The following is an 11,621-nucleotide window of genomic DNA, read 5'->3' as shown; positions in this document are numbered from 1 at the left end:
TGTCTCGCCTGAATTAACAACCAGCCAACTGAGCGGTCTTAATCAATAGCACCATTCTGATCCTCTTTGAAGACGTGACCGACAGTCGCGTCCGGGATACCGAAAAGGACATTCTCCTCGCCGACACGCGCCATCGGATGAAGAACCTGCTGGCGATCGTGCGCTCTGTTGCCAAACAAATGGAGGTCGAAGGGCGGCCCGCGGAGCAATATCGGGACGCCCTTCTGGGACGGTTCCAAGTAGTCGCCGACGCCGAGACCTTGGCACTGATCGGCACTGGTCCAGCCGATCAGACCGGGCCGCATTGCGCCAACCTCGGACATCCCACCGTGTCCATTCAGTCGATCTTTAGCTAAGCGCTCGACCTCTTGTTGAGTTAGATCAATCCTCGCCTCCGGGTAGCGTTCTATCGATGTGAATGGTGCAGCGAAGCTGAAGGAGGCGTTGCAGATGACACTCCGTGACGTGTACGCGAAAGCATGGGTGGGGCGCCGGGGCCTCGGGAATGGGTGGATCGTCAACCTGGAGCCGACCTTCAACCTTGCCTTGGGCTCAGTTGGCTTTGTCCGGGGCAACGAATTCCGCCCTGAGACGACGCTGGAACTCCGCGGTGTGACTGGCTTGCAAGTGGACCCGACTCAGCAGCGCAAGGACACACCCTGGCAGTTCCAAAGCAACGACCAGATCGAAGTCCAAATTACTGCGGCGGGCAAGAGCCCAGGTGAATCAGTTGTACCCGTACACGCAAGCTGCGACGTGATGGTAAAGTTCGGCCGGGAAGCCGGGGCGAGCATCCACGGCACGGCAATGTGGTGGAACGGATACGCAGACATGGGTGCCGTGCGCGCGGCCATCGTCGACGCAGCCCGAAAGGGTCGGCTCCACAAGGGTGAATCCATCGTGGTAACACAGCAGCTCACCGGGGCCGGCATCGTCTTTACCGCAGAGGGCCACAACGCATCGCTAGTAGCAGCAGCGTCGGTCGATCCCGTGGGTGGCACCGTGCCCCCGATTGGTTCCCTGGCAGGCAAGCTCAGTCTCGTCAATTCCTCGGCAGGCGCGCAATTCCAGTCCTTTGCAGATGGCTCCGTGCTGGCCGCCCGGTTGCTCTACCTGGGCTGGCGGGGTTGGCTCTGGTGGCGTGACTTCGAGGCCTATGGCGCAATCGGTAACGACCCCGACCAGATCGAGGAGACAACGATGCGTCCTGTAGAAGGCGATCTTGAAGATGAGTACTTTGCCATTGTCCGGCGATAAAGCTGTCGTCCCTCCCAGTACCGCCGAGTTGCTCGCTCGACTTCCGCCGCTGCCCGACCTAAAGAGACCGCTCCTAAGGCCGGACGAGGTGGCCAAGAGTATCGCGAGTGGAGACGACGCCTATCTTGAGGAGATGATCTCCGGGCGGTTTATGGACTTCATGCTGCGCGAATTGCTAGACCATCTGCCCGACGTGGTGCAGCGGATTACAAGTCTCGGCCCGGCGGGCCTAGTCCTTCAGGCCCGTCCATCGAACACCATCAACGCGCTGGCGGTCCCCACGCGAGACGGGGCGGTAATTGTCTACAATCTGGGCTTCTACGGAGCGATGTATTCGTTCTCGAGAGCCGTCGCTCTGACTCTCGAACAGCACAACGCAATGCAAGCGATGGAGTGGCTTTCGAGTGTTGTGGATTGGGCCACATCGCGGGCCAAAGAGCCGCGGATACAACAACCGCTGGAACTCGGGGAGGAGTCGGCGAGCCTAGCAGCCAACCTCAGCGCCCAAGCGCAGCGTTTTGCCATGTGTCACGAACTGGGCCACGTCATGACGTTCCGCCGAGCAGAGACGGCGGTCCGCGCCGCCACGCTCGCGGGAGTCACCGTGAGCGCGTTACCAGATACATGGGAAAAGGAATATGCCGCGGATCGGGATGGGCTTGCCATGTTCCTGCGCGTTCTCGCGTCGCAGGGCAAGAGTGCCGCAGCCGCCCTGATAGGCGCAGAGGTATTCCTTAACGCGGCCGGAATGATGCATGAGTCCTCTGCAGAAGAGGAGCAGGCCCACCCTCCGCCCGACGATAGGCTCGCTCGAGTGCGGAACCAGTTCCTGCAAGCGTGCGGCGAACGGGGGTACGAGCTCGCAGGGCCTTCATTGGCGGTTCGGCACATCCTGGAGGCGCTGCGCGGTTTCGTCACACAGGAGGTACGGCGGAGACGCGCCGAAACGACGCGGCGGCTCTCCGAAGTCTTTGAAGCCTATACTGCAAGCGTAACCCAGAGGTCGAAGGACGACATGCGCGCCGCTGCCAAGCACGTCTCGCGGTTCCTGCTCGCCAGTCCAGGCGCCACACTCGACTTCCTGTACGAGAGGATCTTCGCTCCCAAGGTGAGCGATGAACCCGATGGCGGTTCGCCCGCGCGGCTTCTGGCGATCAACGCCGCCCTACACTTCGAAAAGCCGTTACAGGAGGCAATTGAAATTCCCCGGCTTCAGCTTCATTTCGAAGGGCAGCCCTAAAGCAACGATCCGGCGAACGCACACATCCGCTGAGGGTCACAGGCCGACATCCTCGATTCGTCGCCGCTCGGGAAGGCCGGCCAACCTCGGCGATCAAACAACCTCGGCAAGGCCCACCAGCAAACTGGCCTCGATATCCTTGATCACCAACGACAAAAGGTACATCCGAGCCATAAGAATCACCTCCAACTCATCGAGGGACGCGAAAGTTTTGTAGAGATGATCAAAATGACGAACCAATTTCGTGTGCTCGATGATCAGTACCTGATCCCACTTGGCCCGCGCTACCGGCTTACGATGATGCTGGTCCTGGAGGCTTAGAATCGTCACCGCTTGCCCGTCGTTTCTGCCGGGAAACCAGGCCAGCGGCTCCGGCGAGAGGCAGAGGTCCCATCCGTTGATCAATTGCTTGGACAACACCGCACGGTCGCTCGTCGATCTTCCGGCGTCGTAGGTGAAACCCAGCGGCCGGGTTTCGCGCTCCATGACCGCCCGGTAGAAACGTGCAGGCCGATCCAACTCCTCGCTGAACTCCCTCGACATGCTGGAAGCGTGTCGGGCGGTCTCGTGGACGCGCCGTTGTTTCTCCTCGGCTTGCACGGACTCGAAGCGTCGGCTGAAAACAGCCTGATCGGCATATCGCAGCTGTGCCATCCGGCGCAGGCACGGATCGAGCTCGTTCATCCACAGAGGCCGTTGACCCGGAGCAAGGCTGCTCTTGAACTGTTCGTCGCGGCGACGGCGCAGCTGGTCGATATATTCGGTCGAATGGGGCTCGCCTTCGGGCAGACGGAAGCGAATGTTGGGATTGGCGAGGCCTATCTTCGTCGACTCGACCACGTAGCGCCGGAATTCGGATCGCTCCTCTTCGCTCTCGGCAAAGGAGACCTCGAAATCGAGCCGTGGGTTGACGACGTCCCAGCCTGCCTGTTGCAAGGTCGCGACGAATTCCCAATGACGCTCACCTAGCGCAAGCAACTCGGCCAGCACCCGACGCTGTGAGTTGGTGTCGAGCGCTTTCGCCCTCTGTCTTGCCATTCACAAGTCTCCATCAGGCGGGCAAAGAGATCGCAACCAAATTGCAGCCCGGGCACGGTCAATATCTCCGCTAGGGTCTAGCTCAAAGTCGGCAATTATCCCAATTTGGAACTTCGTGACATGGGCTTTCCGATCCGTTGGGGCGCGACATGCAGCTTGCGGTATGGGTCAATGACGGCCCTTTGGTCGTGTCGACTGTTACTTTCGGTTGCGGCCGCGCGGCACCTCCCTGGCGCCGACCGGAGCGTTTGAGATGACCTAACGCGAGACTGCCAGGCGGACGCCTCGCTCGCTGCAGCGACGGCCGACAGGGGAGGCCCCGGCCGCACAATTTCGCGGCAAGACGATCAGCTTCGGTCAGAGCCTCAAGGATGGTCCGTTCACGATGCGGTTCGAGCCCGACGGTCGGATGAGCTATCCGCACTGGGACCAGTCGCTCGGACCTCAAGCCGCGACATGGACGGTCACGGAGGACAAGCTCTGTCTCTCGATCTCCGATGATAGACGTCGCTGCTATCGTCCGGTGCTGAACGGTGAGCGAATAGAGTTGTTCGACCAGCTTGGCCTGATGCAAATCGCCGTGGTGGCCGTGCCGCAGTGATGGAGTCGGTTGGTCGGAAGGCTCGGGCAGGTCGGATCGACGCGCGGCGTTTGGAGATGTGACGACGATCCGTCGCGCGGGAACGACCCGCTGCAAGTCGGTTGCAAACCGATCTCGCGCCGTGCTGAACGATTATTCGCGTCGGTCGCCGCTGTCATGAAACGAACGGCGTGCGGCGCTGCGATCTTTGAATCCCCATTTCATTGACCTGATCACGTCCTGCGCAGATAGTCGGCGCCGTCATCCCTCGACCGGGAATCGCCAGATGAGAACCAGAACCGCAGCCCGTCGCCTGGTGCGCAAGCGCCTTGCCGGACGCTGCTTCTCGGCGGCGACCGGGGCCTGTTGCTGATCGCTGCAGCCGAACTCACCTCATTCATCGATTTTGCAGATCCGACAGGAGCGCCGCTGTGCAAGGCGGCGAATGATCAATCATGCCCACAGCCTTTGTCATCGAAATCTTCAACCGCACCGCCGGCATCGTCACGGCTGACGAGCGCGGCTTCAGCTTCTTCTCGTCCGAGCGCGCGTTCGACAGCCTGGAAGGGCAGTCCTTCTCATCGGCGCGTGATGCCGAACGCGCCGCCCGTGCGCTCATCACCAGCGGTGGCGGACGCGTCCGCCGCACCGCCGTCTAACGCCTTCCATTGACAGCGAAGGATCATCGCTCATGAGCTTCTACAGGGACTTCAACGACAAGCTCGCCATCCAGGCGTGGAACGCCATCAAGCGCGAGTGCTACCAGACGATCGAGGTCCGGCAACTCGGTCCGACGGTCGGCGCGGAGATCGGCGGGGTCGATCTGGCAAAGGATGTGTCCGGGGCGCAGTTCGCCGAGATCCACCGCGCGCTCGACGAAAATCTGGCGATCGTGTTTCGCGATCAGGACATCTCCAAGGAGGACCACAAGCGCTTCGCGCGCCGCTTTGGCAAGTCGCTGCACCGGCACGAACTCGCGGCGACGCGTTTCCGTCACGATGGGCGGTTCGATCCGGAATTCCTGTCGTGGAAGACGGATGCCAATTCGCGCTTCACCGCCGGCGACGGCTGGCATCCGGACGTGTCCTGCGACCCGAGCCCGATCGCGGTCTCGCTCTTGCGGGTGACGAAGACGCCGCCGCTCGGCGGCGACACCGCCTTCGCCAACATGTATCTCGCCTATGAATTCCTGTCGGATCCGATCAAGCAGCTGCTCGACGGCCTGACCGCGATCCACGACGGATCATTGGCCTGGACCGCCGGCTACGGCGCCAAGCCCGATCCCGGCAAGACTTATCCTCAGTCAGAGCATCCGGTGGTCGTGACCCATCCGCGCACCGGCCGCAAATTCCTCTACGTCAACGCCTCCTTCACCTCGCACACCGTGCAACTGACACGACGTGAGAGCGACGCGCTACTGCAGCTCTTGTTCCGCCATGTCGAGAGTCAGCTGGCGCTGCAGACGCGCGTACAGTGGCGGCCCAACTCGCTGCTTGTCTCGGACAATTGGGCGAGCCAGCATCATGCCGTGTGGGACTACTATCCCGAGGAGCGCTGGGGCGAGCGGGTGTCAGTGGTCACCGGCGAGAGTCCACGGGCACGGCTCGATCTCAGCGAGGCCGCGGAGTAGGGCCTCCGAGCTGCGGGTGCGAGCGGGTCGAGGCGACGGCCGGCGTGATATCGCTGCGATGACGTCATGCCTGCCATGTCCAGGTGGAGCTGACGGCGCAGTGAAGAACATCTCGATCGGGCGCCTGTGCGTACGAGCAAACCCGTCCTACGCAGCTGCCCTGCGAAGCAGGAACGTTGCTATGTCGGCCGCCGGCTTGTCATGGCGGCCGGCTCCGGCCAAGCTCCATGCAGTCGCATGAAACTGCCCGGAGACATCCCATGAGCCTGGTCCCGGGACATCGGCTGTCCGTTCTTACAGAATGTCGGGGATCGATTGACCCTGCAGCTCGATGCCTAGGCCCTGCATGCCCAAATCGGTGATCTCGCCGCCCATCGCTTTCAGGCTCTCCTCGCGGATCAGCGACATCAGCCCGCGACGCAACGCCAGGAATTCCGACGACATCATCATCGATTGCTGGCGCGGCCGCTCCAGCGGGATCTGGATCTCTGCCTTGATGGAGCCGGGGCGGGCGGTCATGCAGTAGACGCGGTCGGAAAGGAAGATCGCCTCGTCGATGTCGTGGGTCACGAACAGCACCGAGATCTTCAGCCGCTGCCACATGTTGGTGAGGATCTGCTGCATGATGATGCGGGTCTGCGCGTCGAGCGCGCCGAACGGCTCGTCGAGCAGCAGCACCTTGGGGCCGGTCGCGAGCGCGCGCACGATGCCGACGCGCTGCTTCATGCCTCCGGAGAGACGCTCGGGATAGTGGTTCTCGAACGCCTCGAGACCAGCAAGCCCGAGCAAAGTCCGTGCGGCGCGGGCGCGCTCGAATTTGGGCATGCCGCGCATCTTCAGGCCGAACTCGACGTTCTCGCGCACGGTCTTCCAGGGAAACAGCGAATATTGCTGGAACACCATGCCGCGCTCGGCACTCGGGCCGGTGACGACACTGCCGTCGACGGTCACCACGCCGCTGGTCGGCTTGAGGAAGCCGGCGACGGCGTTGAGAAGCGTCGACTTGCCGCAGCCGGAGGGACCGACGATCGAGACGAACTCGCCGGCTTCGACATGGATCTGCGTGTCGGTGACGGCTTCGACCGCGCCGTCGATGGTCTCGTAGCTCAGGGCGAAGTCGCGGACCTCGATGTGGCCCTGTCTCGTCTCCGCAGCAATCTGGCTCATCGCGACCTCCAGGGCATCACCAATTGACCGGCGGCGCGGATCACGAGGCTGGAGCCGAGCCCGAGCACGCCGATCGCAATCATGCCGAGCGCGATGTCCGCATATTGCACCAGGGAGTAGGCCTCCCAGGTGAAGTAGCCAATGCCGAACTGTCCGGAGATCATCTCGGCTGCGATCAGCGACACCCATGCGACGCCCATGCCGACGGTGAGGCCGGTGAAGATGTGGGGCAGGGAGGCCGGGAAGTAAACCTCGCGGAAGATCGACGCCTCGCGCGCGCCGAGACATTTGGCGGCGCGCACCAGCACCGGATCGACCAGCGTCATGCCGTGCAGCGTGTTGACGAGGATCGGGAAGAACGAGCCGAGAAAGGTGATGAAGACGATGCTCTGCTCGTTGGTCGGCCACAGCATGATCGCCATCGGCACCCAGGCGATCGCTGGAATCGGGCGAAGCACTTCTGCAACGGGAAAGACGATCTCGTGCACGAGCTTGAAGCGCCCCATGATCAGGCCGAGCGGCACGCCGACCAGAGCGGCGAGCGAGAAGCCGATGAAGATCCGGCGACAGCTGAGCAGGATGTGCATCAGGAACTTCGGATCGTGGATCGCCTTGGTGAAGCTCGCATAGACCGCCAGCGGCGCCGGCACGTTGGTGAACTTCACGAAGAAGACGACGCGGTAGGTCGTCAGCAGGTGCCAGGCAATCAGGAACAGGATCAGCGATGCGGTGCCGATCAGCAGGCCGCGCAGCCGGTCCTGGTTCAGCCGGAACCAGCGCGCGGCACGGGCGGAGAATTCCGGCCGGCTCGGCAGCGTGGCGGCGGCAGGCGCGGCGGGCGCCGCAGCCTGCTCGGGCGACGTCATCAAAGCGGGGCTGCTCAAGTCTTGCCTCCCGCCACCGCGAGCTTCACGGCCTCGTCAAGTCCCATCACCTTGCCGCCGATCTTTGCGGCATAGGCCTCGGCATCCTTCTTCAGCAGGAAGGGCGCGATCTCGCCATTGGCGGCGGCGAAGAAGGCCTGGTCGGCGAAGAGCTTGATGCCTCGCGCCGTGTCGAAGACATAGGCGACGTTGATCTTCTTGCCCTTGGCCTTGTAGTCGGCATAGGCGCCGAGCGTGCAGGCCGCGCTGCTAAAGGCCGAGATCCCTTCGCCATCAACCCAGACCTCGCCGGCCTTGCGCGGCTCGGTGATCGGCTTGTTGCAGAACCTGTCCTCGCCGGAGACTTCGTAGTTCGCGGTGCCGGCGAGCTCCTTGTCGTAGTCGAGCTTCAGCTCGGCATAGGCTTTGCGGATGTAGCTGTCGTCCACCCACTTCTTCGGATCGAACTCCTTCATGCGGCCGAGGCTCTGCAGCACCTTGACGTCGGTTGCGGCCGCATCGACCAGCGCCGGCTTGATCGTCGGATCGGTGGTCATGTTGCCGCCGGGGCCTAAGAAGATGTAGACGACCTCCTTGTTGATCCCGGTCCATTCCTGGATCTTTTCGGCCGCCGCCTTCGGATCCTGGCGCAGCCACTGGTTGGCGGCGACGACAGCCTTGACATAGGCGATCACGACCTCCGGATATTTCTCCGCGAAGTCGGTGCGGACGACGACGCCATGGAAGGTCGGCAGGTTGGTCTGGACGCCGTCATAGATCTTGCGGGCGAAGCCGCGAAATGGCAGCAGCTCGGCGAACGGCACGAAGTCGGCATGGGCGTCGATCTTCTTTTCCTGCAGGTTGGTCGAGCCGACCTCCGGGGTCTGGCTGACGAGCTGGAAGAAGTCCGAGGGATAACCGCCGTCCTGCAGCGCCTTGAGGACCATGCCATGCGCGGCCGAGCCGAAGGGTACGCTGACCAGCTTGCCCTTGAGATCCGACAGTTCGTAGTAGGGCGAGTCCTTGTGAACGACGATGCCGTTGCCCGAGCCGGACAGGCTATAGGCGGCGACCGCGATCAGCCGGCTCTTGCTCTCGGGATTGGTCTCGAAGGTGAAGCCGTTCACGATCAGCGGGTAGTCGCCCATCATGCCGAATTGCAATTTGTTCGCCATCATGCCGTTGGTGACTGGTGGGCCCGAGGTGAAGTTCTGCCACTCGATCTCGAACTTGATGTTGGCGTATTTGCCGTCCTTGGGGAGATACTTCTCCAGCAGCTTGAGCTGCCGCACGATCGTGCCGGCGGTCACCGTGTTGGTCGTCGTGTCCTGGGTGCCGATTCCGATCGTGACGGTCTCTGCTGCGGCGGGCTGCGCTGCGATGAGTGACAGGCAGGTGACGGACAATATGAGCGCTTCAAGTCGGCGGACCATTCTCATCCCCGTTCGGTTGGATGGCAGATGGCGCCATGATGAAGGCCGCATCCGTGAGCGCAAATCCCGACTTCGGCTTGGGGTCGATTAGTTGCCGTCAAATCCCGGTTGCGTACTCCTTGGGCAACTTTGCTCCTGAGAGCCGCTTGCATGAGCAGACCGGTCAGTCGGCTGCCTGACCGCGCATCTCGTCCAGGATATCGGGACGGCAGACCACGATCTGTGAGCGCTTCGTCCGGACGATGTTCTTCTCCTGCATCCGCTTAAGGCTGATCGTCACCCATTGCCGCGTGGCGCCGACCATGTGGGCGATGTCGGCATGGGTGAAGGCCGCAGCGATGACCTTGCCGTCGGGATCATCGACGCCGTAAAGGTCGACCAGATGCAGCAGGAGATGCGCGAGCCGCTCGGTGATGGAGCGCGTGCCCAGCATCTGCGCCAGCGCGGAGTAGCACTTGCCCTTGAAGCTCAGGCCCTCGATCAGCCCGATCGCGAGGTTGGGGATGCCAGCGACCAGCGCGCGCAGCTCCTTGCCCGGAAGCTGAATGACGCTGGCGTTGCTGGCCGCGACGCCCGACCATTGATGCACGCCGGTATCGAACACTTCCGGGCCGCCCACGAAATTGCCGACATGCCAATAGGCCAGCGTGATCTCGCGTCCCTGCGGCGAGGTGTAGAACACCCGGATGCGGCCGCTCTCGATCAGGAAGATGCCGTCATGCTTGGCGCCCTGGCTGAACAGTGTCTGGCCGCGGTTCAATACCTTGCGGCGCCCCTGCTTGAGCACCTGCTCGCGCTCGCGCAGGCTGAGCCTGTCGATCAGCGACGGCGGCCCGCCGATGCTTTGCTGGCTTTCGCTGAGCAGGAGCGACGAACTGGTCACGGCGCGCGCGGACGTCAGGGACGAGGGCACGGCTTCCGGTTTGGCCGCCTGCAGCAACATGTCTTGCCTCCGCATTGATCACGTTGATCACAGGCGGAGCAATGTTCGTGCCATCCGGCACGGGGCGGCCAGCGCTCAGCCCGCAGCGAGGTCCCAGAGGTATGATCTCGGATAAATGCCGCGATCGTGGCCGTCGGAGAACGCGATGTTCAGGCCGTAACCAAGGTCTCCGATGCCGACGATGCCGATGCCCGGAAATTGTGCCGGGAAGCGGTCGTCAAAGCGCGCGCGCCGGCAATGCGCGCACATGCAGGACAGGCGCAGCCGTTCGGCCGTCAGCACGGCAGGCGGCCGGCTCGCATCCCGCAGCAGCAAGGTTGTCAGATCGGAGCTGACCTCGCACTCTGCGATATCAGATACGGTCATGTTGTCTCCTGGTTGCGCCAAGACCTGGTGGTCAGCCTAAGCTCACGAGACGGGCGTCACCCAGCAACTAATTGCCAGCGACGGTCGAATCTCGATCCCTCGTCCTCAATCCCCGTTGTCTCAAGCGTCGGACCGCCGAACTTTGCAACTAATCGACCAGCGCGGTGCTTTCGAAATTGCCGCACCGGCTCGTTTCCGCGACATCGTCGTCATCAACCGACGCACGGCGCCAAGCGCCGCGAGGAGACGAGATGAGCGCTTTTCAGACCGCGACGGTGTTGTCGGTCCGGCACTGGACCGAGACGCTGTTCAGCTTCACCGCCACACGAGATCCGGGCTTCCGCTTCCAGAACGGCCAGTTCGCGATGATCGGGCTAGAGGTGGACGGCCGGCCGCTCATGCGCGCCTACAGCATGGCGAGCGCCAATCATGAGGAAGCGCTGGAGTTCTTCAGCATCAAGGTCGCCGATGGCCCGCTGACCTCCAGGCTGCAGAAGATCAAGCAGGGCGATCAGATCCTGGTCGGCCGCAAGGCGACGGGAACGCTGGTCGCCGGCAACTTGATTCCGGGACGCCGGCTGCTGCTGTTGTCGACCGGGACCGGGCTCGCACCGTTCGCCAGCCTGATCAAGGACCCCGACATATACGAAACCTATGACACCATCGTGCTGGCGCATGGTTGCCGGCAGGTCTCCGAGCTCGCCTATGGCGAGCAGCTCGTCGACGAGCTGCGCAGTCACGAGGTCTTTGGCCCGCTGGTCCGGGACCGGCTGCTCTACTACCCCACTGTCACCCGCGAGCCGTTTCGGAACCGCGGCCGCATCACCGACCTGATCGCATCGGGGCAGATGTTCGCCGATCTCGGCGGGCCCGATCTCGACCGCGAGACCGATCGGGTGATGCTGTGCGGCAGCCCCGCGATGCTGGCCGAGCTGCAGACCATGCTGGAAACGCGCGGCTTTACCGAGGGCAATCACAGCACCCCCGGTCATTTCGTGGTCGAGAAGGCCTTCGTCGAGCGCTGACCTCCGGCCGCGAAGAAATTCGCTCCGGCGACAACTAATTGCTATCGCCGGCCGCCCCGCTGAACAACTCTGACCCGGA

13 protein-coding genes are annotated in these 11,621 nt (G+C 62.8%); 7 read left to right on the top strand and 6 right to left on the bottom strand.

Annotated features, from left to right (window positions below):
- Positions 1 to 74: 74 nt before the first annotated feature.
- From BRAO375_RS36315 to BRAO375_RS14255, 3 genes are all read left to right on the top strand, one after another.
- Positions 75 to 356 carry an HWE histidine kinase domain-containing protein gene (locus BRAO375_RS36315; protein ID WP_009028179.1) on the top strand — a complete coding sequence of 94 codons (282 nt, stop codon included), beginning with the start codon at positions 75 to 77 and terminating at the stop codon, positions 354 to 356.
- A gap of 94 nt (positions 357 to 450) precedes the next feature.
- Positions 451 to 1,257, top strand: coding sequence for a hypothetical protein (locus BRAO375_RS14260; protein WP_035640277.1), 807 nt, complete (start codon positions 451 to 453; stop codon positions 1,255 to 1,257).
- Positions 1,229 to 2,497 (top strand): phage exclusion protein Lit family protein, encoded by a 1,269-nt coding sequence (locus BRAO375_RS14255; protein WP_502688892.1) that lies wholly within the window; start codon positions 1,229 to 1,231, stop codon positions 2,495 to 2,497. The genes BRAO375_RS14260 and BRAO375_RS14255 overlap by 29 nt, the downstream gene beginning before the upstream one ends.
- 93 nt (positions 2,498 to 2,590) lie before the next feature.
- Here BRAO375_RS14255 and BRAO375_RS14250 read toward each other — a convergent pair whose 3' ends face one another.
- Positions 2,591 to 3,535 carry a hypothetical protein gene (locus tag BRAO375_RS14250; protein ID WP_009028176.1) on the bottom strand — a complete coding sequence of 315 codons (945 nt, stop codon included), beginning with the start codon at positions 3,533 to 3,535 and terminating at the stop codon, positions 2,591 to 2,593.
- A gap of 409 nt (positions 3,536 to 3,944) precedes the next feature.
- Between BRAO375_RS14250 and BRAO375_RS14245 the strand changes: the two genes are divergently transcribed.
- The 3 genes from BRAO375_RS14245 to BRAO375_RS14235 all read left to right on the top strand — a co-directional run bounded on the left by BRAO375_RS14245 (position 3,945) and on the right by BRAO375_RS14235 (position 5,745).
- A complete protein-coding gene (locus BRAO375_RS14245; RefSeq protein WP_139031378.1) occupies positions 3,945 to 4,136 on the top strand; it encodes a hypothetical protein in 192 nt (63 codons plus the stop codon).
- 434 nt (positions 4,137 to 4,570) lie between these two features.
- Positions 4,571 to 4,774 carry a hypothetical protein gene (locus tag BRAO375_RS14240; RefSeq protein ID WP_009028174.1) on the top strand — a complete coding sequence of 68 codons (204 nt, stop codon included), beginning with the start codon at positions 4,571 to 4,573 and terminating at the stop codon, positions 4,772 to 4,774.
- A 32-nt stretch (positions 4,775 to 4,806) separates the two neighbouring features.
- Entirely contained in the window at positions 4,807 to 5,745 is a 939-nt protein-coding gene (locus tag BRAO375_RS14235) for a TauD/TfdA dioxygenase family protein (RefSeq protein WP_009028173.1), read from the top strand.
- Positions 5,746 to 6,039: 294 nt separating this feature from the next.
- On the opposite strand, the gene BRAO375_RS14230 is transcribed toward BRAO375_RS14235, so the two are convergent.
- From BRAO375_RS14230 to BRAO375_RS14210, 5 genes are all read right to left on the bottom strand, one after another.
- Entirely contained in the window at positions 6,040 to 6,912 is an 873-nt protein-coding gene (locus tag BRAO375_RS14230) for an ABC transporter ATP-binding protein (RefSeq protein ID WP_009028172.1), read from the bottom strand.
- Positions 6,909 to 7,796: an ABC transporter permease gene (locus BRAO375_RS14225; protein ID WP_009028171.1), complete on the bottom strand. Its 888-nt coding sequence runs from the start codon at positions 7,794 to 7,796 to the stop codon at positions 6,909 to 6,911. The genes BRAO375_RS14230 and BRAO375_RS14225 overlap by 4 nt, the downstream gene beginning before the upstream one ends.
- Positions 7,793 to 9,208: an ABC transporter substrate-binding protein gene (locus BRAO375_RS14220; protein ID WP_009028170.1), complete on the bottom strand. Its 1,416-nt coding sequence runs from the start codon at positions 9,206 to 9,208 to the stop codon at positions 7,793 to 7,795. Before BRAO375_RS14220 ends, BRAO375_RS14225 begins: the two co-directional genes overlap by 4 nt.
- Before the next feature lie 163 nt (positions 9,209 to 9,371).
- Positions 9,372 to 10,151 (bottom strand): Crp/Fnr family transcriptional regulator, encoded by a 780-nt coding sequence (locus BRAO375_RS14215; protein ID WP_009028169.1) that lies wholly within the window; start codon positions 10,149 to 10,151, stop codon positions 9,372 to 9,374.
- A gap of 75 nt (positions 10,152 to 10,226) precedes the next feature.
- Positions 10,227 to 10,517, bottom strand: a complete 291-nt coding sequence (locus BRAO375_RS14210) for a gamma-butyrobetaine hydroxylase-like domain-containing protein (protein WP_009028168.1) — start codon at positions 10,515 to 10,517, stop codon at positions 10,227 to 10,229.
- A 251-nt stretch (positions 10,518 to 10,768) separates the two neighbouring features.
- On the opposite strand from BRAO375_RS14210, the gene BRAO375_RS14205 reads away from it, so the two are divergent.
- Positions 10,769 to 11,542, top strand: coding sequence for a ferredoxin--NADP reductase (locus tag BRAO375_RS14205; protein WP_009028167.1), 774 nt, complete (start codon positions 10,769 to 10,771; stop codon positions 11,540 to 11,542).
- Positions 11,543 to 11,621 lie beyond the last annotated feature (79 nt).

Origin of the sequence: Bradyrhizobium sp. ORS 375, from assembly GCF_000239775.1 — a bacterium.
Taxonomy (GTDB): Bacteria; Pseudomonadota; Alphaproteobacteria; order Rhizobiales; family Xanthobacteraceae; genus Bradyrhizobium.
The sequence above is the reverse complement of the archived record's forward strand: the minus strand, read 5'-3'. Positions and strand labels throughout refer to the sequence as shown.